General features: G+C 58.5%; 18 protein-coding genes. 10 read left to right on the top strand and 8 right to left on the bottom strand.

Features of this window, described 5'->3' with window-relative positions; all coding sequences use genetic code 11:
• Positions 1-22: 22 nt before the first annotated feature.
• Entirely contained in the window at positions 23-1,948 is a 1,926-nt protein-coding gene (locus BTN45_RS12025) for an autotransporter assembly complex family protein (protein ID WP_184288512.1), read from the bottom strand.
• A gap of 174 nt (positions 1,949-2,122) precedes the next feature.
• A complete protein-coding gene (locus BTN45_RS12020) occupies positions 2,123-2,374 on the bottom strand; it encodes a YMGG-like glycine zipper-containing protein (protein ID WP_004443753.1) in 252 nt (83 codons plus the stop codon).
• A 369-nt stretch (positions 2,375-2,743) separates the two neighbouring features.
• Between BTN45_RS12020 and hemA the strand changes: the two genes are divergently transcribed.
• Positions 2,744-3,961 (top strand): 5-aminolevulinate synthase, encoded by a 1,218-nt coding sequence (gene hemA / locus BTN45_RS12015; protein WP_004443751.1) that lies wholly within the window; start codon positions 2,744-2,746, stop codon positions 3,959-3,961.
• Between the two features lie 33 nt (positions 3,962-3,994).
• Here the strand turns inward: hemA and dxr are convergent, their stop codons facing one another.
• Positions 3,995-5,188, bottom strand: a complete 1,194-nt coding sequence (gene dxr, locus BTN45_RS12010) for a 1-deoxy-D-xylulose-5-phosphate reductoisomerase (RefSeq protein ID WP_207588027.1) — start codon at positions 5,186-5,188, stop codon at positions 3,995-3,997.
• Between the two features lie 187 nt (positions 5,189-5,375).
• Between dxr and BTN45_RS12005 the strand changes: the two genes are divergently transcribed.
• Both BTN45_RS12005 and BTN45_RS12000 read left to right on the top strand, forming a co-directional pair.
• Entirely contained in the window at positions 5,376-6,074 is a 699-nt protein-coding gene (locus tag BTN45_RS12005; protein WP_207588025.1) for a phosphatase PAP2 family protein, read from the top strand.
• Between the two features lie 44 nt (positions 6,075-6,118).
• Positions 6,119-7,336 carry an FAD-dependent oxidoreductase gene (locus BTN45_RS12000; protein WP_246751689.1) on the top strand — a complete coding sequence of 406 codons (1,218 nt, stop codon included), beginning with the start codon at positions 6,119-6,121 and terminating at the stop codon, positions 7,334-7,336.
• A gap of 26 nt (positions 7,337-7,362) precedes the next feature.
• Here BTN45_RS12000 and BTN45_RS11995 read toward each other — a convergent pair whose 3' ends face one another.
• From BTN45_RS11995 to BTN45_RS11980, 4 genes are read right to left on the bottom strand one after another with little or no spacing between them, the layout of a single operon-like run.
• Positions 7,363-8,286 carry an ROK family protein gene (locus BTN45_RS11995; protein ID WP_006698215.1) on the bottom strand — a complete coding sequence of 308 codons (924 nt, stop codon included), beginning with the start codon at positions 8,284-8,286 and terminating at the stop codon, positions 7,363-7,365.
• Between the two features lie 3 nt (positions 8,287-8,289).
• Complete coding sequence (gene nagA, locus BTN45_RS11990) at positions 8,290-9,462, bottom strand: N-acetylglucosamine-6-phosphate deacetylase (RefSeq protein ID WP_207588016.1); 1,173 nt, start codon at positions 9,460-9,462, stop codon at positions 8,290-8,292.
• Positions 9,459-10,481, bottom strand: a complete 1,023-nt coding sequence (locus BTN45_RS11985; RefSeq protein ID WP_004443735.1) for an SIS domain-containing protein — start codon at positions 10,479-10,481, stop codon at positions 9,459-9,461. Before BTN45_RS11985 ends, nagA begins: the two co-directional genes overlap by 4 nt.
• A gap of 25 nt (positions 10,482-10,506) precedes the next feature.
• The gene (locus BTN45_RS11980; RefSeq protein WP_112765618.1) at positions 10,507-11,259 is read right to left on the bottom strand and encodes a GntR family transcriptional regulator; all 753 of its coding nucleotides are present in this window, start codon (positions 11,257-11,259) and stop codon (positions 10,507-10,509) included.
• Positions 11,260-11,699: 440 nt separating this feature from the next.
• Here BTN45_RS11980 and BTN45_RS11975 point away from each other — a divergent pair, with 440 nt between their 5' ends.
• From BTN45_RS11975 to ugpC, 5 genes are all read left to right on the top strand, one after another.
• Positions 11,700-12,881 (top strand): Gfo/Idh/MocA family oxidoreductase, encoded by a 1,182-nt coding sequence (locus BTN45_RS11975; RefSeq protein WP_004443731.1) that lies wholly within the window; start codon positions 11,700-11,702, stop codon positions 12,879-12,881.
• An 11-nt stretch (positions 12,882-12,892) separates the two neighbouring features.
• On the top strand, positions 12,893-13,777 hold the full coding sequence (locus BTN45_RS11970; RefSeq protein WP_004443728.1) for a sugar ABC transporter permease: 885 nt from the start codon (positions 12,893-12,895) through the stop codon (positions 13,775-13,777).
• Entirely contained in the window at positions 13,774-14,631 is an 858-nt protein-coding gene (locus BTN45_RS11965; protein WP_004443724.1) for a carbohydrate ABC transporter permease, read from the top strand. Before BTN45_RS11970 ends, BTN45_RS11965 begins: the two co-directional genes overlap by 4 nt.
• Before the next feature lie 38 nt (positions 14,632-14,669).
• The gene (locus tag BTN45_RS11960; RefSeq protein WP_037090252.1) at positions 14,670-15,902 is read left to right on the top strand and encodes an ABC transporter substrate-binding protein; all 1,233 of its coding nucleotides are present in this window, start codon (positions 14,670-14,672) and stop codon (positions 15,900-15,902) included.
• A gap of 187 nt (positions 15,903-16,089) precedes the next feature.
• A complete protein-coding gene (gene ugpC / locus BTN45_RS11955; protein ID WP_022556917.1) occupies positions 16,090-17,202 on the top strand; it encodes a sn-glycerol-3-phosphate ABC transporter ATP-binding protein UgpC in 1,113 nt (370 codons plus the stop codon).
• Between the two features lie 149 nt (positions 17,203-17,351).
• On the opposite strand, the gene BTN45_RS11950 is transcribed toward ugpC, so the two are convergent.
• Positions 17,352-17,837, bottom strand: a complete 486-nt coding sequence (locus BTN45_RS11950) for a hypothetical protein (protein WP_207588008.1) — start codon at positions 17,835-17,837, stop codon at positions 17,352-17,354.
• 243 nt (positions 17,838-18,080) lie between these two features.
• Here BTN45_RS11950 and BTN45_RS11945 point away from each other — a divergent pair, with 243 nt between their 5' ends.
• A complete protein-coding gene (locus BTN45_RS11945) occupies positions 18,081-18,944 on the top strand; it encodes a MurR/RpiR family transcriptional regulator (protein ID WP_006698207.1) in 864 nt (287 codons plus the stop codon).
• Between the two features lie 78 nt (positions 18,945-19,022).
• The gene (locus BTN45_RS11940) at positions 19,023-19,805 is read left to right on the top strand and encodes an SDR family oxidoreductase (protein WP_207588006.1); all 783 of its coding nucleotides are present in this window, start codon (positions 19,023-19,025) and stop codon (positions 19,803-19,805) included.
• The last annotated feature ends 24 nt before the right edge of the window (positions 19,806-19,829 follow it).

Below are 19,829 nucleotides of genomic sequence, written 5' to 3'. Positions count from 1 at the left end.
CAAGGGTGTTCGACTGCGGCGTTTAAAAAGACTGACCGATGCCAGCATAAATGCCGAAACTGTTGCCGCCATCGTATTTGTCTAGCGGCGTGGCGACATCCAGACGCAGAGGCCCGAAGGGTGTCGCGTAACGCAGCCCGATGCCGGCGCCAGCCCGAATGTCGGAAAAGTCCGGGGTCACGTCTTCCGAGACCACACCCGCATCGATAAAAGGTACGATACCGATCGTGTCGGTGACCTTGATGCGGGCTTCAATGGAGCCAACGACATAGGAGCGACCGCCGGTCGCGTCGCCTGCCGCATTATAAGGCGATATTTCCTGATAGCTATAGCCGCGCACCGACCCGCCGCCCCCGGCATAAAAGCGGCGGGTGGTGGGGATGTCCTGCAGGTCGCTTCCGCCGACGAGCACGCCGCCCGACAGTTTTCCGGCCATGATCAGCCTGTCTTCGGCGCCCAGCCCCTTGTACCCGGTAATCGAACCTTCGAAAGAGGAGAAGAAGGTGCCGTTCAGGGCCTCATAGCTGGGCTTGGCGGCCACCGATGCACGAAAGCCTTCGGTCGGGTTGAGCTTGTCGTCGCGGGTATCGCGAACGAATTCCAGCGGAATGGACGTGGTAAGATATTCGTTCTTTCCGAAGGCGTCGTCTGTATCGGCCCACTGCACCTCCAGGCCCGCGGCAGCCGTGTCGGTATCGTTTAGTTCATAACTGAAACCGGCAGTCCCAGTCAGCGTCTTGGCTTCGTAGGTGTCCGGATGCTCGGTCTTGGCAATCAGGCTGGTCTTGAATGTCGTGCGGGGATTGAACATTCCGGGCTTCGTAAAGGTAATGCCCGCCGAATAGTCCATGCCTTCCACGCTCGATGCCTCTGCAATGCGCGAGACCGAGCCCTCGATGCGCAGCGATTCGGCCTGGCCGAACAGGTTTCTGTGGCCCCAGTAGCCCTGAAGACCAATGCCTTCGGTGGTGGAATATTGTGCGCCGACGCCGAAATAGCGGTGCTTGCCTTCGGACACTTCGATGGTCAACGGAATGGTGCCGTCGCGGGCGAGCGTTCCTGCCTCCTTGATCGTCAGGCTGGAAAAAACACCGAGCTGGCGCAGGCGATCGGCGGCCTTGCGCAGTTTTTCCGGCGAATAGGGCTCGCCGCCATTGAGGCGCGAATAGCGGCGGATGAAATCCCCATCGACGGTTTTTTCACCGGTGACGGTGACCGTGCCGAGTGGGGCGACGGGGCCGCCTTCGGCCGCTATGGTGATGTCGACAGTGTTTGTCGCGTGGTTTGCAACGGCCTCGCGTTTCGTCAGCTTGGCAAGCGGGCGGCCTTCGGCCTTCAGATCATCGATCAGCTTGTTGCCGGCGCGGATGATCGCCAGGGAGCCCGCATCGCCGCCCGTCGTCAGGCCGTATTCCTCGAGATTGCGGCCTGTGACGTCGCCTTCGAGACGGATATTGCCGAGTGTGAATTTGGGACCGGGCGTAACGGTTATGACCACGGGAACGGGCGCGCTATGGTCGAAAACCGGGTTGGGCGGCAGGTCGTCGACATTCCTCCCGGCCACGGTGACATTGACAATACCGCCATAGCGGGCGTTTTCATAAAGCGCTGCAATCAGTCTGTCCCTGTCGTCCCTTGCCTTTATCAGGAGTCCGAGATCGCCTGAGGCAGGCTTGTCCTTGTCGGCCAAAAGAAGGGAACTGTTTTCGAGGCTGTCCGTCAGGGATTTGTCAGCGTCGGGAGCGTTGAGCGTGACGGCATATTTGACGGGGTTGATAACCTCGACCTCCGGTTCTTCCGAACCCCACAGGCGCATGCCGAACAGTTTGAAGGCGAAGGCATCACGCGTAAAAGCCGGATACAGGGCGAACGTCACAGCAACCGCAAGCGCGGTGCCAGCTTTCCGATACGCAATACCTGTCTTCGGGTTAGTTCGTGTTCTTCGCATAAGCTGCTTTATGGTTGAGCCTTTATTGTCGCCCTAACCCGTTTCCTCTCCGTTAACATTGCAATTTAATCATAAATAAACGGCTTTGAGGACCCTCGGCATCTGTTTTGCAGCCCATAACGCAAAAAGCCCCGGATGACCGGGGCTTCTGTGCAACGGTATTTCGCGAAGCGATTAGCGGCAACGTGCCGTGTAACGCTGGCCGTACTGGTCGCGGTAATAGCAATAGCCCGGCTCGGAAGCGTTGCCAATCAAAGCACCACCGACGCCACCGATCGCTGCGCCAACAGCTGCGCCACGAACGTTGCCAGTGACCGCGCCACCGATAACGGCGCCGGAAACGGCACCAATCGAAGCACCCTTTTCAGTCTGCGTGCAGCTTGCGAGCGACAGGCCGACCAGCGCAAATATGATTGCCTTTTTCATGAAACTCTCTCCAACGTTACAATGAGCTCTTTGGCTCGGTAGGCGTCCCATATTTATCTGCGGCGACTGCTACCTCCGACCGCCACAGATAACTAACAATTCGATGTCGTTTAGGGAAGCCTCCACTTAAGGCATTCCTCCGAGCGTAAATCGATTGTGCCCCAAACAACGGCGCGGCGCAAAAAAGGTTCCAAAAATCCGCTTTTTTGATGTGAATCAATTTTGCGCTTTTCATGAGCGGCTATAAACGGTTTATTGGAATGGTTCAAAACAACGGCGAATTGACGCAGTGGCGGCTAAAATAGCCCGGAAGGGTTGACGGTCCCGGCAACGAGGCAGAGAACGAGCTGGTCAATTCTGGAGCATGGCATGGACTTCGAGGCATTTTTCACGACGGAACTGCAAAGCCTGCATTCTGAGGGACGCTATCGCGTTTTTGCGGATATCGAACGCCAGCAGGGCAATTTCCCCCGCGCGACCCGGTATAACGCCAATGGTGAACGCAAGGACGTTACTGTCTGGTGTTCCAACGACTATCTCGGCATGGGCCAGAACCCGAAGGTTGTCGAAGCCATGAAAGCCGCCATTGATCACTGTGGCGCGGGTGCGGGAGGCACCCGGAATATTTCTGGCACCAACCACTATCACGTCCTGCTCGAGCGCGAACTTGCTGACCTCCATGGCAAGGAATCGGCGCTGATCTTCACCTCAGGCTATGTGTCCAACTGGGCTACCCTCGGCACGCTCGGCCAGAAGATACCTGGCCTGATCATCTTTTCGGACGCGCTCAACCATGCCTCAATGATCGAGGGCATCCGTTATGGCCGTTGTGAGCGGGTGATCTGGAAGCACAATGATCTCGAGGACCTCGAGGCCAAGCTCCAGGCCGCTGATCCGAACGCGCCGAAGCTCATCGCTTTCGAATCCGTTTATTCCATGGACGGCGATATCGCGCCGATCAGGGAAATCTGCGATCTTGCCGATCGTTATGGCGCCATGACCTATCTCGATGAAGTCCACGCTGTGGGCATGTACGGCCCGCGCGGCGGCGGCATTGCCGAGCGCGAAGGCCTGATGGATCGCCTGACGATCATCGAGGGAACGCTCGGCAAGGCCTTCGGCGTCATGGGCGGTTACATTACTGGCTCCACCGCGGTCTGCGATTTCATCCGCTCCTTCGCTTCCGGCTTCATCTTCACCACGGCATTGCCGCCGTCGCTCGCCGCCGGAGCGATTGCTTCGATCCAGCATCTGAAGGCAAGCCCTTTCGAGCGGGCCCGGCATCAGGACCGCGTGCGGAAGCTGCGTGGACTTCTCGATGCGCGCGGCATTCCGCATATGGACAATCCAAGCCACATCGTGCCGGTCATGGTGGGCGATGCTGCCAAGTGCAAATGGATATCTGATATCCTGCTCGACAGTCACGGCGTCTATGTGCAGCCGATCAATTATCCGACCGTGCCGCGTAAGACCGAGCGTCTGCGCATCACCCCGACCCCACTGCATAGCGACGCGGACATCGAGCATCTGGTCGGCGCGCTGCATCAACTCTGGTCGCATTGTGCGCTGGCGCGTGCGGTGGCGTAAGGAAACTCTTCGGACAGGGAAATCGGGCCGCGTTTACGCGGCCTTTTCTTTGGTGGAGATGAGTTCGCCGGCATGGCGGCGAGCTTCCTTATCTGCCGCGAATACATCTTCGATCGTGCCAGCGCTGCGGCCGTCATCCATCCGGTCCATGACCGTTTCCACGATTTCCGCCATATCGAGGAAACCGATGGCCCCGTCGACGAAGGCGTGAAAGGCGGTCTCCTCGGCGGCGTTCAGGGCGGCACCCTGTAAGCCACCGCGCTCCAGCGCGGTTCGCGCCAGCCGAAGTGCCGGGAACCGTGCCTCATCCGGCGCCTCGAAATCGAGCCTCGCCAGTTTTGCGAAATCCAGCCGTTCGACGTTCAGCTGTCCGCGCTCAGGATAGGTAAGGGCGTAAGAAATGGCGGTGCGCATATCGGGAGATCCGAGCTGCGCGATATAAGAGCCGTCGCTGTAGCCAACCATCGAATGCACGATCGACTGCGGATGGACTATTACCTCAACCTGATCGGGCCTGAGATCGAAGAGATATTTCGCCTCGATCATCTCCAGTCCCTTGTTGAACATGGAGGCGCTGCCGATGGAAACCTTCAACCCCATTGACCAGTTGGGATGGGCGCGGGCGACGTCCGCCGTGACATTGGCCATTTCTTCGCGCGACCATGTGCGGAACGGGCCGCCGGAAGCCGTCAGGATGATGCGTTCCACAGCCTCTCTGTGATCGCCCGTGAGGCACTGGAAGATTGCGCTGTGCTCGCTGTCGACCGGGATCAGCCTGCCGCCACCCTGCTTGACCGTGCGTATAAAAACATCGCCCGCCGAAACGAGGCACTCCTTGTTGGCGAGGGCGATATCTGCGCCACGCCTGGCCGCAGTCACCGTGGGGGCCAGACCGGGGGTTCCGGCAATGGCCGCCATCACCCAGCCGGCATCCATCGAAGCAGCCTCTTCAAGACCGGATTTGCCTGCCGCGGTCTTTATGCCCGTTCCTGCGAGAGCGGACTTGAGGTCTTCGTATTTGTCGTCCTCGGCGGTAACGGCAAGCTCCGCGCCGAATTGTCGCGCCTGCTCCGCCAGAAGGGCGATATTCCCGGCGCCGGTCAAAGCCACGATCTCGAATTGGCCCCTGCCGCCCAGTTGACGGACCACATCCAGCGTATTGGAGCCGATCGAACCCGTCGAACCCAAGATCGTCAGCTTGCGGGGCATTTCACTGGCATTCGTCATTTTCAGTCCGTCGGTCCGTTGCTGGTCGCAATTCTTCGGGCGTGCCGTTCTCCCGAAGGTACTGCACGTTTTCGGGCTATATGCTTTAGCCTCTACCCGCGAAAACAAGCCATAACAAGGACAAAGCCAGCCTATTGTTTTTGCGGATGGCAAAGCCATATGCAAGAAAAACGATGAGAGGATATTGATGCGGCGTTTTCTCGTTTCCAGCGGATGGATTTTTGCGGCGAGCCTTGTGCTGGTTGCGGCCTTTATCCCTTTTGATCCGCGCCTCTCGGAAAGCGCGCAGGCGTTGCCCGGTGCAGTGGTATCCTTTAATCGTGCGATTACCGATTTCGGAACTTTCCGCTGGATGCTTTATTCCACCGGCGCGCTGGCCATTCTCGCCTATGTCGCGGCGCGGGTTCTCAGCGCGCAGACCTATCATGGCCGGTTGCGGACAGCGTGGCGGCTTCTCTCCTATTTCTTTCTGACAATCGGGACCGCGAGCATTCTCGTTCATACGCTAAAGTTCCTGATCGGCCGGGCGCGACCGGAGCTCCTTCTGGAAATGGGGGCGTATAGCCTCACACCCTTCACCGGAGACAATCTTTATGAAAGCTTTCCCTCCGGCCATTCCACGGCTGCCGGGGCGTTTTTCGGTGTCTTTGCCATGCTTATGCCGCGCTTTCGCTGGGCGTTTCTTCTGCTTGCCCTTGTGATTGGCGTCTCACGTGTCATTGTCGGCGCGCATTATCCGAGCGATGTGGCGGCCGGGCTGCTGCTCGGCATGTGGACGGCCATGGCCTTCGCCTTTATCTTCGCCAGGTCCGACATGTTGTTCCGGTTCGACGCACAGGGGTGGCCGCAACCGAAAAACGTGGCCTTACCTGCGCAAAAGACTTGATGGTGGTGGGGGATCGTATGGTTGCCGGGGGCCTTGACGCCGAAATGCCAGAGCGGAAGCGGATCATCACAAGGGTTGCTATTGCCGGCGCTGGCCCTGCCGGGCTTATGCTCGGGCTCCTTCTTGCGAGAGCAGGTATCGATGTCACCATCGTTGAAAAGCATGGCGATTTCCTGCGTGATTTTCGGGGCGATACCATTCATCCTTCCACTCTTGATATTGTCGAGCAGCTAGGCTTCATTCGGGAGTTTCTGGCGCTGCCGCATACGAGAGCGCAGAAACTTCATGCCGAGATTGCGGGTCAGACGGTCACCATCGCCGATTTTTCCCGACTGCCTGCGAGAAACCGTTTCATCGCCTTCATGCCGCAATGGGATTTCCTAAGCTTTCTTGCCGGCAAGGCAGGGCAATATGAGAATTTCACGCTGCTTATGAATGCAGGTGTCTCGGGTCTGCGCGAGCGCGATGGCGTTGTTGCGGGTCTCGTGGCGGATACGCCCGACGGGCCGCTGGAGATCGATGCCGAGCTCGTGATCGGGGCGGATGGCCGCAATTCAATCGTGCGGGACAAAGCAGGTCTGTTGGTGGAAAGCTTCGGGCAGCCGACGGAGGTTCTCTGGATGAAACTATCCAGGCAGCCGGGCGATCCGGCGGAAACCATGGGGCATGCCGGCCCCCAGCAGGGTTTCGTCCTGATAGATCGCGGCGATTATTGGCAGTGCGGTTTTGTTGTCCGCCGCGGAACCTTCGCCGAGATGAAGGTTCAGGGTATCGCAGCGTTCCGCGATGCGGTGGCGAAAGTGTGCCCGCTGCCGCAGGAACGGCTTCTCGAACTTCAGACCTTTGAGGATGTGCATCTGCTGGCGGTCAGGATCGACCGGCTGAAGCGGTGGTGGAAGCCTGGCCTCATCTGCATCGGTGACGCGGCTCACGCCATGTCGCCCATTGGCGGCGTCGGTGTCAATCTTGCTATTCAGGATGCCGTTGCCGCCGCAAATATTCTCATTCCCGTTCTTGCGCGGGGCGAAAAGCCAGGCGAGCGGGAATTGATGGCCATCGAAGCGCGGCGCTCATTTCCGACAAAGGCGACACAAAAGCTGCAATTGATGATGCGCAGCAGCCGGAAGAAGGATCAGGGCGATAGCCGCAAGGCGAAAGGACCCCCCGCTTTCGTGCGCATCATTGCCCGCGTTCCGCTTCTCGCCCATCTCGCCGGCCGTTTGATCGGCCTCGGTTTCCGACGGGAGAAGTTGACCCGTTGATCCTTCGGTGGCGTGCAAGCGTCCGGTCAGGCCTCTTCGATCACCCGTGCATGTTTAAGCCCGAGAACGGCCGAGCCGATCAGTCCCGGTTCAATCCTGCAGATGGCAGGTACGACAAGCGGCCGGGCGAAGCGACGGAGAATTCGAGCTCTGACCGCTTCATCCAGTGTGGCAAGCAGTTCCCTGGAGTTTGACAGGCCGCCGCCGACCGGCACGATGGTTGCCCCGGTGACGTTTATCACCATCGCCAGCGGCGAAGCGAGAATATCGACAAGGATATCGATGGTTCTTGCGGCGTCCGGGTTGCCGCCCAGCCAGGCTGCGATGATTTCCTCGCTGGTCATGTCCTGCCGGTGGAGATGCATATGAAGCTTTTCCATGCCGCGGGCGCTGCCAATGGCATCGACACAACCCGTGAGGCCACAGCCGCATTCGAACCGAGGCAACTCGACCGGCGGGTTGCCGGCCCGCGTTGCAGCCACGGGTCCGTGGCCCCATTCGCCGGCGAAGCCACCCTCGCTGTTGATGAGCCGGCCGTCGATCACCAGACCTCCGCCGACACCGGTTCCGAGGATGACGCCAAAAACCACGCGATGGCCCCGCCCCGAACCGATCTCCGATTCGGCCATCACGAAACAGTCGGCATCGTTGGAGACGATGACAGGAAGGCCCAGCGCCTGTTCCAGTTCGTCCTTCAGCGCGCGGCCATGAATACTTGGAATATTGGCGACAGTGGCCCTGCCGGTGTCGGCATCGATGACGCCGGCAATCGACAGCGACACGCAGGCGGGTGTGCCGCCACTATTGTCGATGACGGATTTCAGGCCAGCGGCAAAGTCTTCAAAGCTGGTCTTTGGCGTCGGGATGCGCGGCACGGGACGAATATCGTCAGGAGCATAGGCAATCGCGCCCTTGATGGTGGTCCCGCCTATATCGAAACAAACGATCATGATTCAGCCTCCGGAGCGTGCTGCATCGTGGATCTTATCTCCGCCGATCCATGTCGAATGCATCTGAAGGTCAGGTGTAAGCATGACAAAATCCGCATCGAAACCAGGCAGAAGTCTGCCTTTGCCAGAAGCGCCGATTGCCTCGGCAGGATAGGCGGACGCCATTCTCAAGGCCTCTTCCAGCGGCGTGTCCAGCTTTTCGTGCATGAAGCGAATGCAGGAGAGCATATCGATATCCGCCCCCGCCAGCGTACCGTCTTCAAGCGTCAGCCGGCCGCCGTTGCGATAGACACGCCTGCCATTCAGTTCAAAACCATCATCGTCGGTGCCGATAGTCGACATGGCATCCGTGACGAGGAAGATGTGGGCCGGGCCATTCTTTGCGCGCAGCGCAATGCCCATCGCGGCCGGATCGACATGGAAACCGTCGGCGATCAATCCACAATCGAGCTTGCCGTTTGAAAGTGCCGCCCCCACGAGCCCCGGCTCGCGATGACCGAGCGGGCTCATGGCATTGAAAAGATGTGTGACCATCGAAGCACCTGCTTCGGCATAGGCAGTCGCCATGTCGAGTCCTGTGTCCGTGTGGCCGAGACTGACGACGATGCCGGCTTCTGCCAGCGCCCTGACCTGTTCCAAGGTTACATTCTCTGGGGCAACGGTCGTCATCACGAAGGGGAGTTTTGCCTTGCATCCGGTCAGCACCGCCAGATCAGGCGCTTCCATTTTGCGGATCAGTGCCGGATCATGTGTGCCCTTGCGGGTAACCGAAAGATGCGGACCCTCGAAATGCAGTCCGAGAAAACCGGGCACCCTTTCTCTTTGGGCGTCAATGCCCGCTTCGGCGGCTCGCAATGTGATATCCGGCCGGTCGGTGATGAGCGTGACCATCAGCGCCGTGGTGCCGAATTTCGCATGGGCGGAGCAGATCCGGGCTATTCCTTTCGCATCCGGCTGGTTATTGAACATCACCCCACCGCCGCCGTTGACCTGAAGGTCAATGAAGCCAGGCGTGATCAGCAATCCTGGCGCGTCGATGATCTCGGCTTCTGCCGGTGCGGACATGCGGCCACTGATGTCGCCGACACGGCCATCCACGGTCACGAGCACCCTGTCGTCGTGCCATGCGGCACCATCGAAAATGCGGGCGCCGACAAATGCCTTGATGCCGCTCATTGAGTTTCCGTCACCTTCTTCAACGCCACCGGCGCATCCGGGTTGAAGCCGCGCAGGCGCGACAATTGCTCGATGAAGCCGTAAAACGGCGCGATCAACAACAATGCATCGGTCAGCGGATGGTTGGTTTCCACGAAGGGCAGGGACTTGGCGGGGCTGCCTTTTGAGGATGTAACGAAAACATTGGCGCCCTTGCGGGAGAGATTTGCGGCAATTTCCGTCACGGAGGTCTCGGCGCGGTCACGGGCGGCAAAGGCGATGACCGGAAATCTCGGCGCGACCAGCGAAACCGGGCCATGCATGACTTCCGCCGACGAATAGGCTTCCGCGTGCAGTTCGCAGGTTTCCTTGCATTTCAGCGCGGCTTCCGCGGCGATGGCGAGGGCAGGACCACGGCCAAGCATATAAAGCGATTCCTCACCCTTGACCGCCTCACCGATGTGGCTCCAGTCAAGGGCGACGGCCCGGGCGAAATTCTGCGGCAGGGCGCTGATCGCCTTGGCAAGCAGGTTGTCTTCCGTCCATTCGGCAAGGATCGCGAGACCGGCAACGATGGAGTTGACGAAGGATTTGGTGGCAGCCACGGCTTTTTCCGGGCCAGCCTGTATATCGATCGCGTGATCGGCGGCATCGCCAAGCGCAGATGGCAGGGTGTTGACGAGCGAGAAAGTGAGCGCGCCGCCATCGCGCGCACTTTGCGCCAAGGCGACGATATCCGGGCTCTTGCCCGATTGCGAAACGGCAATGGCCGCCGCCCGTTCCAGCCGCAGCTTCGTCTGGTAGATCGAGGCGAGCGACGGGCCGAGCGAGGCGACCGGAAGCCCGGTCTGCAGTTCGATGGCATATTTCAGGAAATGGGCGGCGTGATCGGAAGATCCACGGGCGATGGTGACGATAACGGCCGGATCACGGGCCTTCAGCTTGGCGCCGGCTTCCTGGAAGTCCGAATTGGCATTGTCGAGCAGGCGGGCGACTGCATCGGGAATCTCATCGATTTCCTGGCGCATCAGGGTTGTCATTGTTTCTGTCCTTGATCACTGGTGGTCACTCGGGGCCCATCGTCAGTTCGGCGACGAGGTCATAGGCGTCGCTGCGGTACAGCGCACGGGATATTTCCATGAGGCGCCCGCTTTCCAGATAGGCCATTCGTTGAACGGAAAGCGCTGCCGAGCCCGGCGGAACGCCAAGCAGCAGGGTTTCTTCATCGGTAAGGTTACGGGCAGAGATGCGCTGGATGGCGCGCACCGGGCGAATGCCACTTTTCTCAAGCACAAGATAGAGCGAATTTTCGACCTGTTGCGGGTCGGGCAGAATATCGCCTGGCAGGCTCGTGACTTCGAGCGCGATCGGCTGGTCATTGGCAAGGCGCAGACGGGTGAGCCGCGCCACCATGGCCGATTGTGAAAGGCCAAGCGCCATCATTTCGTCGCCGGTGGGGTGAAAGAGGCCTCTGTCCAGCCAGCGGGTGCTCGCCGTCATGCCACGCCGGCGCATGTCCTCCGTAAACGAAGTGAGCTTGGTCAGAGGCTGTTGCATGCGGGTGATCGGCTTGACGACAAAGGTACCGGAACCGTGCCGCCGGACGAGGAGGCCGTCGCGCACGAGGTCATCCACCGCCTTGCGCACCGTGACGCGGCTGACGCAGGCACTTTCCGCAATGTCGCGCTCTGGCGGCAAGGCATCACCATGTTTCAGGCGGCCACCATTGATGGCGTCTTCAATCGTCTGGCGCAGCTTTAGGTAAAGCGGGCCGCCACCCGATTGCAGATCCTCCAGATTAAGCGCTGCCCCGTTCATCCATAACCTCTGTTACAATACGATATGGCTGCTTCTGGCTATACCACACAAGTCGCGATCAGCAATACCAAAATAGAACCATTGGCGAACTTGTATTATTAATCGGAGCTTTTTTCGTTCTAATGCCTCAATTTAAGGCCTTATGATCGAAATTTCCGCATTAACCAAAAAAATTTTCTGAGCATTGTAATTGCTCTAGACGATTGGCATTTTTTTGGTATTGTTTTGGCATCGGTTGCCGGTGAATAGCTGTTGCGCGTCCTGCTGGCCTGGAAGAATCGGTTTCATATCCGCGACTTGCCAGAGTAAATCGAATTTTGCTTGACCGTTTTGAAAACTAATTTCATCATGGTTGGAAATTATCGCAGATAACTGAATAGCCAGCGGAGAATTGGCTGAATCTGCGAAAATTATTTACGAATGAGCAGGGAACAAAGTTCATGAAGGTGGGAATTATCGGACTCGGATTCCGTCTCGGTTATCTGGGCTACGTTTTTCATGAGATCGACAAGGATTTCGAGATCGTCGGTTATGTCGATCCGGCGCCGGCGGGCTTGCCGGGTCTCAAGGAAAAGGGGATCTCGGCCGGCAAGGCTTACGACAGCCCCGAGGCCTTGATCGCCAATGAAAAATTCGATCTCCTGATGATCGGTTCGCCGAACCACATGCATCTCGACCATATCCGCATCGGTCTTGAGGCGGGTTGCACCATCTTCTCCGAAAAGCCGATCGTCGTCAGCATCGAGGAAAGCCTCGAACTTGCCCGGCTCCTCAACAAGCATGGTCACGAGCGGTTGCTGGTGGGTCTCGTTCTGCGATATTCGCCGCTTTACCGCGATCTGCGCGCCGCACAGGCTGAAGGTAAGCTTGGCGATGTCGTTTCCATCGAGGCTTCCGAGCATATTCCGCCCTATCACGGCGCATTCTTCATGCGCGACTGGCGGCGTTATGAGCACTATTCCGGCTCCTTCATGCTCGAAAAATGCTGCCACGATCTCGATCTCTACAATGGTGTTGTCGGCGCGCGACCCCGTTTCGTATCGAGCTTTGGCGGGCGCAAAAGCTTCACGCCGGCCAATGCGCCGCAGAATGATGGCATCAACGACATGGAGGTTTACCATCGCAAGCCGAGCGGCTGGATGGGATCCGACAAGGTTTTCGACAGTGACGGCGATATCATCGATTACCAGACGGCGATCGTCGAATATGAAAATGGCGCTTCGCTCGCTTTCCATACCAATCTCAACGTTCCCGATGATTTCCGCCGTTTCTGCGTCATCGGCGCCAAGGGCATGGCGGAGGGCGATTTCGTGCGCGGTTTTCTCAACGTGCACAATGCCCGCACCAATGAAAAGACCCTGGCCAAGACCTATTCGGCGGCAACCACGCTCTCGCAGCATTATGGTGCGGACGAGCAGATGGCGGAGGACGTCATCGCCCATGTCGTAGAGGGCGCGCCGCTTCCGGTTTCCGCACTCGACGCAATTGAGGCCGGTATTCTGGCGCTTGCGATGGATGAAGCGCGTCATGGCCGCAAGGTGGTCGATCTGAAGCCGGTTTGGGAGGCATATGATCTGGCCCTGCATGGGCAGCCGAAATCCCCCGCCGTGAAAACGGCTTGAGGGGCGGCGCGATGGAAGCGAAACGCAGCGCTGTCGTCTTTGCCTGGCTCCTTCTTTTGCCGGCGCTTTTATACATCACGGTTATCGTTGCTTATCCGCTTGTCGATACCTTCATCCTGTCCTTTACCGATGCGTCGCTCAGGAAAACGACAAATTGGGTCGGCTTCATCAATTACGAGAAGATCTTCAACGCTACTTTTGCCGATGTCATCACGCGGACCTTTATCTGGACGTTCTTTTCCGTCTCGATAAAGATGATCATCGGCACCTTTGGTGCAGTGCTGCTGAACTCCGCCGTTCCCGGCCGGGCGCTGTTTCGCATCCTGACAATGCCGCCGTGGATCGTGCCGATGGCTATCGGCATCTTCATGTGGGGCTGGATGTATAACGGCCAGTTCGGCATGATTTCCGGCGTGCTGCAGAACCTCGGTCTGGTGGATGGTCCGGTCGCATTCCTCGCCTATGGCAGAACGGCATTCTGGGCAACGATCGTCACTGACGTCTGGATCGGCGTGCCGATGGTGACGCTCTATCTGCTGGCGGCCATCCAGGCCATTCCGCAGGATCTCTACGAGGCCGCATGGACAGACGGGGCAAGCCGCCTCTACCGCTTCCGCCGCATCACGCTGCCGCTGATGCTGCCCGCGATGATTACCATGTCGATGATCTCGTTGATTTCGACCTTTAATTCCTTCGATATCATCTGGATCCTGACGCAGGGCGGACCGACCGGCCAGACCACGACCATGATCATCGACACGTACAAGACGGCGATCGGCTCTTACAAATATGGTGAAGGTGCCGCGCGCGCCGTGCTGATCTGCATCTTCCTGTCGATCTTCACCTATTTCTACTTCCGCATTACCAGCCGCATCTCGCAGGAGGCCAGCCGATGACCGACAAGAATGCGATGATCAACCGCTACAGGTGGTATGAAATTGTCGGGATTTATTGCGGTATCGCCGTGTTCCTGACCTTCGTGCTGGCGCCCTTCGTCGAAGGATTCCTGGTTTCGCTGAAACCGCTCAGCCTGCTGTTTTCCTCGCCTTACAAGTTCTGGCCGACAAACGGTTCCTTCGAGGCCTACCGTACCATGTGGGTCAGCGTTCCGGGCTTTGCCCGCTACGTCTTCAACTCGTTCTTCATTTCGACGATCTCCACGATCATCGTTCTGCTTCTGGTGGTTCCGGCGTCATATGCCTTCGCCCGGTTCCAGTTTCGCGGCCGCGGGCAATTGCTCGGTGCATTTCTGGCGATCAACATGTTCTCCGGCGCCGTGCTCCTGATCCCGCTTTACCGGCTGATGCGCAATATGGGTGTGCTGAATACTTATCTGGCGATGATCATTCCCGGAGCCGCTTTCCTGATCCCGACCGCGATCTGGCTTTTGCGCACCTATATGCTGCGTATCCCGCGGGAACTGGAAGAGGCGGCCTATGTGGATGGCGCAAGCTACTTTTACACCTTCCGTCGGGTGATCCTGCCGCTTGCGATGCCGGGTATCGCCGTGGTCTCCATCACAACCTTCATCGGCGCTTATGCGCAGCAGTTCATCTTCGCGCTCACTTTCAATTCCAAGACCGAATATATGCCGCTGCCCATCGGCCTCTTCGCCTATTTCGGTCGTCAGGAAGTCATCTGGAATGAGTTGATGGCGGCCAGCTTCGTCGGCATTGCGCCGGCCATGGTCGTGATCTTCTTCATGCAACGATATCTCGTCAGCGGGCTGACCGCCGGCGCGGTGAAATAAACAACAACCGGAACGACCACCAAAACGGGAGACTACCTATGGCACTGAAACATTACGGATTGGCGCTCTGCGCTTTCGCATTTGCCGGTTCCACTGCCCTTACCACGGTGACGGCGCACGCGGCCGACAAGGAGATCAGCTGGATCTATTGCGGCGACAAGATGGACCCGATCCACGAAAAATACATCAAGGAATGGGAAGGCAAGAACGAGGGCTGGAAGGTTGTGCCCGAGGTCGTCGGCTGGGCGCAGTGCCAGGACAAGGCGACAACGCTTGCCGCCGCCGGCACGCCCGTCGCCATGGCCTATGTCGGTTCGCGCACGCTGAAGCAGTTCGCGCAGAACGATCTGATCGTTCCGGTGCCGATGACCGAAGACGAAAAGAAGAGCTATTACCCCAACATCGTCGACACGGTGACGTTCGAGGACACGCAGTGGGGCGTTCCCGTCGCATTCTCGACCAAGGCGCTCTACTGGAACAAGGACCTGTTCAAGCAGGCTGGTCTCGATCCCGAAGTGCCGCCGAAGACATGGGCTGAAGAAATAGCTTTCGCCAAGCAGATCAAGGAAAAGACGGGTATTGCCGGTTACGGCCTCCCCGCCAAGACCTTCGACAATACCATGCACCAGTTCATGCATTGGGTTTATACCAACAACGGCAAGGTGATCGACGGCGACAAGATCACGGTCGACAGCCCGCAGGTTGTCGCGGCGCTGAAGGCCTACAAGGACATCACGCCCTATTCCGTGGAAGGCCCAACGGCCTATGAGCAGAATGAAATCCGCGCCATCTTCCTCGATGGTAAGGTCGGCATGATCCAGGCCGGCTCGGGCGCCGCAACACGTCTGCAGGAAACCAAGATCAACTGGGGTATCGCGACCCTGCCGCTCGGCCCGGAAGCCAAGGGTCCCGGCACGCTGCTCATCACCGACAGCCTGGCGATCTTCAAGGGAACCGGGGTTGAAGAAAAGGCGACGGAATTTGCGAAGTTCATCACGTCGCCCGGCCCCCAGGGCGAATATGAGCTGCAGGGCGGCGCGGGCCTCACCCCGCTGCGTCCGTCTGCCAAGGTAGACGAATTCGTTGCGAAGGATCCCTTCTGGAAGCCGCTGATCGACGGTATCGCCTATGGTGGGCCGGAGCCGCTCTTCACGGACTACAAGGGTTTCCAGGACGTGATGATCGAGATGGTTCAGTCTGTCGTTACCGGCAAGGCAACGCCGGAAGATGCGGCAAAGAAGGCTTCTGGCGCTCTCGAGCAATATAAATAATCCGATTGCGACGGTTGCGGGCGTAATGCCCGCAACCGGTCCGTTTCGCCGTGAGATTGGTCGCCGCCCCCTGTGGCTGCTCTTTCTCGTGTTTTTCAACGGTTCCGGTCTGACGCGGTTTCCGCATCATTGTCCGGAACGTCTCTGAATGCGGCCAGATTTCGGCCGCTGACGGGAGAGGCAAGTCTTGGGTCAGCTTTATCTCAACAACGTCCGCAAGAACTATGGACATTTCGAAGTCATCAAGGGCGTTCAGCTCGACATCAGGGATGGCGAGTTCGTCGTTTTTGTCGGCCCCTCGGGATGCGGCAAATCCACTTTGCTGCGCATGATCGCCGGCCTTGAGGATATTTCCGGCGGCGACGTCGTCATCAACGGCGTGAAGGTCAATGAACTGCCGCCGGTCAAGCGTGGTATCGCCATGGTCTTCCAGTCCTATGCGCTCTATCCGCATATGACTGTTTTCGAAAACATCGCTTTTCCTTTGCGCGTCGAAAAGATGGAAGAGGGCAAGATCAAGGACAAGGTGGAGAGCGTTGCGAAGATTCTTCAGCTCGACCAGCGCCTGCAGCAGCGCCCCGGCATGTTGTCCGGCGGACAGCGCCAGCGCGTTGCCATCGGCCGCGCCATCGTTCGTGAACCGAAGATATTCCTGTTCGACGAACCGCTTTCCAATCTTGATGCCGCCCTTCGCGCCGATATGCGCATCGAGCTCACTAATCTTCACAAGACGCTCAAGGCAACGATGATCTATGTCACACACGATCAGGTGGAGGCCATGACCATGGCGGACCGCATCGTTGTGCTGAATGCCGGCGAAATCGCCCAAGTGGGCGCGCCGCTCGAACTTTATCACAAGCCGGCGAACCTGTTCGTCGCGGGGTTCATCGGTAATCCGAAAATGAACTTCCTGAAGGTCACCTGCAAATCCGTCGGTCCCGAGGGTGTAACGGTGGCTTATGAGGGCCAGACGATCACCGTGCCGGTGGAACCTCGCGCTGCTCTGGAAGGCGCGCAGCTAACGCTTGGCATTCGCCCCGAACATACCGGCCTCGAGCCGGCGGACCTCAACATCAAGGTGGCTCCCAGTGTCATCGAGCGGCTCGGTGTGAACACGATCGCCTATGGCGTCGCGCCGACAGGTGAAAATTATTGCGCGCTGCTTTCCGGCTCCGCACCCGTTGTGGTGGACGAGCCCATCGTCACCGGCATCAAGGCATCGGATTGTCACCTGTTCGACGAAAGCGGCATTGCTCTCGAGCGGCGCGTCGATCTTTCCGTCCTCAAGCTGATACAATAACGGCTGGGAGTCGGGCCATGCACTCTGTCCTAACGCGCCCGGCTTTTCCTGATGCGATCGGTGTCCGGCGATTTTTGCCCGTCACCGGGCGAAAAAATAACGCCGGGCTTTTGGCCCGGCGTTCACTGAACTCCAGCATCTCCGTTGGATCACGGCATGGGGTTGGGCATGTAGCCGGTAAAGCCGCTGATCTTCCAGCGTCCTTCATGCAGCCGGCAGTAATAAAGCGTCTGCCACTTCATGACGTCGAAACCGCCATCGGCCCTGCGAATTCCGCCGTCGAATTTCTTGCGAACCAGCGCGGTTTCGCCTTCCACTTCGATTTCCTCAAGCGTGGTGGTGGTGAAGATCGCATGGCGTGGGTCTTCAGCAAATTGCTGGGTTTGGAAATCCTTCGCCTGCCGCAGCCATTCGTCGCGATAGGCGGCAAGGGAGGGGAAAGACAGGCGCCAGTTGTCAGGATTTGCATCCCGACTGGCATTGATGCCGAGGAAGCCGTCTTCAACGAAATCATCCGCTACCCTGGACCAGTCGGCTGCAAGGAAAGCGTCGATGTCTCGCGTTACCAGCATGTCCCATATGGAATGGCGGGCGCTGTCGGTTTCGGCGAAGGGGTTCTGGAAGGGATCGCGCATGATTCTGGTCCGTTGTTGAAATTATTTTCAGGAATTAGAAATTTCTCTGGTGATTATTGTTGGCATATGCTCATCTTCCAATCAACACAGAAAACTGTTTTCATATTGAGGATGTCAGGCGTGTCTTCGGGAGGACGGAACAACGGCGGTTCCCGGCTTTATTCGGTTGACGGGCGGCCTGGATTAGGGTGCATCGGAAACGGGGCCAAGCCTTAAGTTTTGGCGGAACGGAGACCGGTGAGCATGGATATTTTCGCAAGAATACAGGAAGACAGGGGACAATTCTCGCAATCGGAGCGGCGGATTGCCGATATTCTGGTTTCGGATTTCGAATTCGCCGTCAATGCGTCGATCATTGAACTTGCCGCCCGCGCCGAAGTGTCTCCGCCGACGGTGACGCGGTTCTGCCGCCGGCTGGGCTGCCAGAGCTTTTCGGATTTCAAGGTCAGTCTCGCCAAGACGGCTTATGTCGGTATCCGGTACCTCACCTCCGAACCGTCCAGCACCGGCCCCTCGGACGTTGCGGAAGAGGTGCTTGCCAAGGCTCAGGAAGCACTTTTCCTGTTGCACAGGACGCTCGATCCTGCCCTTGCCGATGAAGCGGCGATCAAGATCGCCAATAGCGGCATGATCTATGCCTTCGGCGCGGGCGGCAATTCCTCAATGATCGCTTCGGAAATCCAGAACCGGCTTTTTCGCCTGGGTTTGCGTGTCTCCACCAGCGCCGATCACAGCATGCAGCTGATGATGACCGCCGCGGCCCGAAAGGAGGACGTGATTATCGGCTCCTCCTTTTCCGGCCGCAACATGGAGCTGGTGAAGTGTTTCAGGCTGGCTCGCGACATGGGGGTTACCACCATCGCGCTTACCCAGAGCGACACGCCGCTTGCCGCGGCCGCGGATATGGTGGTGGGTGTCAACGTGCCCGAGGGAAACAATATCTTCCGCCCGACTTCATCGCGCTACGCCTATCTGGCCGCCGTCGATGTTCTGGCGACGCTTGCTGCTTATCACCACCGGCAAAGATCGATGGTGACGTTGCGTCACATCAAGCAGCAGCTCGTGGAGCATCGCGATTCGGATGACAAGCAATTGCTCGGCGACTGAAGGTGGGATGATGAAAACGTGGGCTGCTCGGCCCGAGACCCGCAACAGGGTCATGAAACTTCAAGGGAGTTGCAGGAGATGAAGGACAGGAAAGACCAGCTCGCCATCGTGACCGGCGCGGCAGGTGATATCGGGCGGGCGATTGCCGCGGCGCTTTCTGAAAGCCATGCGAAGGTGGTGCTGGTTGATATCGATGCTGAAGCCCTTTCCAGCGCGCTTTCTCTGCTTTCCGGATCCGGGTTCGTTGCAAAAACCTGCGATGTCACCGATCCTGCAGATCTTTCGAGGCTGGCGGCTGACGTCGCGGAGCTGGGCGATGTGGCGACACTCGTCAACAATGCCGGTGCCGCGAGGGCTGTCAGTCTGCACGACACGACCGCCGAAATATGGCGGCAAGACAATGCCCTTAATCTCGAAGCACCGTTTCTCTGCTTTCGGGCTTTTGAAGACTCGCTGAAGCGGACACAGGGTTCCGTCGTCAATATTACGTCGGTCAACGGCATGTCGGTTTTTGGCCATCCAGCCTATAGCGCGGCGAAGGCCGGATTGATCCACCTGACGAAACTCATCGCCGTCGAATACGGGAAATTCGGTATCCGTTCCAACGCTGTCGCGCCGGGCACCGTGCGCACTCAGGCGTGGGAAGTGCGGGCCGCTGCCAATCCCCAGGTCTTCGAGGAGGCGAAGCGCTGGTATCCGCTGCAGCGCATCGTGAAACCCGAAGACGTGGCGAACGCGGTCGCCTTTCTGGCGGGACCGCAGGCGGCGGCCATCAGCGGCGTGTGCCTGCCGGTCGATTGCGGTCTCACGGCGGGGCAGGCGCCGCTGGCCCGCACTTTCTCGCAATCCGAACACTACTGACCGAGCCCTCTCATAGGGTCAAAT

Origin of the sequence: Rhizobium sp. ZX09 (assembly GCF_017357485.1) — a bacterium.
In the GTDB taxonomy this organism is placed as follows: Bacteria; Pseudomonadota; Alphaproteobacteria; order Rhizobiales; family Rhizobiaceae; genus Agrobacterium; species Agrobacterium pusense.
This window is presented reverse-complemented; position numbering and strand designations above follow the sequence as displayed.

Coding starts and splice junctions, on each gene's coding strand:
- BTN45_RS12000 (WP_246751689.1), top strand. CDS start 6,119: ATGCCAGAGCGGAAGCGGATCATCACAAGGGTTGCTATTGCCGGCGCT.
- nagA (WP_207588016.1), bottom strand. CDS start 9,462: ATGAGCGGCATCAAGGCATTTGTCGGCGCCCGCATTTTCGATGGTGCC.
- BTN45_RS11960 (WP_037090252.1), top strand. CDS start 14,670: ATGGCACTGAAACATTACGGATTGGCGCTCTGCGCTTTCGCATTTGCC.
- BTN45_RS11970 (WP_004443728.1), top strand. CDS start 12,893: ATGGAAGCGAAACGCAGCGCTGTCGTCTTTGCCTGGCTCCTTCTTTTG.
- BTN45_RS12020 (WP_004443753.1), bottom strand. CDS start 2,374: ATGAAAAAGGCAATCATATTTGCGCTGGTCGGCCTGTCGCTCGCAAGC.
- BTN45_RS12025 (WP_184288512.1), bottom strand. CDS start 1,948: ATGCGAAGAACACGAACTAACCCGAAGACAGGTATTGCGTATCGGAAA.
- BTN45_RS11995 (WP_006698215.1), bottom strand. CDS start 8,286: ATGATCGTTTGTTTCGATATAGGCGGGACCACCATCAAGGGCGCGATT.
- BTN45_RS11965 (WP_004443724.1), top strand. CDS start 13,774: ATGACCGACAAGAATGCGATGATCAACCGCTACAGGTGGTATGAAATT.
- hemA (WP_004443751.1), top strand. CDS start 2,744: ATGGACTTCGAGGCATTTTTCACGACGGAACTGCAAAGCCTGCATTCT.
- BTN45_RS11975 (WP_004443731.1), top strand. CDS start 11,700: ATGAAGGTGGGAATTATCGGACTCGGATTCCGTCTCGGTTATCTGGGC.
- BTN45_RS11985 (WP_004443735.1), bottom strand. CDS start 10,481: ATGACAACCCTGATGCGCCAGGAAATCGATGAGATTCCCGATGCAGTC.
- BTN45_RS11980 (WP_112765618.1), bottom strand. CDS start 11,259: ATGAACGGGGCAGCGCTTAATCTGGAGGATCTGCAATCGGGTGGCGGC.
- dxr (WP_207588027.1), bottom strand. CDS start 5,188: ATGACGAATGCCAGTGAAATGCCCCGCAAGCTGACGATCTTGGGTTCG.
- BTN45_RS11950 (WP_207588008.1), bottom strand. CDS start 17,837: ATGCGCGATCCCTTCCAGAACCCCTTCGCCGAAACCGACAGCGCCCGC.
- BTN45_RS11945 (WP_006698207.1), top strand. CDS start 18,081: ATGGATATTTTCGCAAGAATACAGGAAGACAGGGGACAATTCTCGCAA.
- BTN45_RS11940 (WP_207588006.1), top strand. CDS start 19,023: ATGAAGGACAGGAAAGACCAGCTCGCCATCGTGACCGGCGCGGCAGGT.
- BTN45_RS12005 (WP_207588025.1), top strand. CDS start 5,376: ATGCGGCGTTTTCTCGTTTCCAGCGGATGGATTTTTGCGGCGAGCCTT.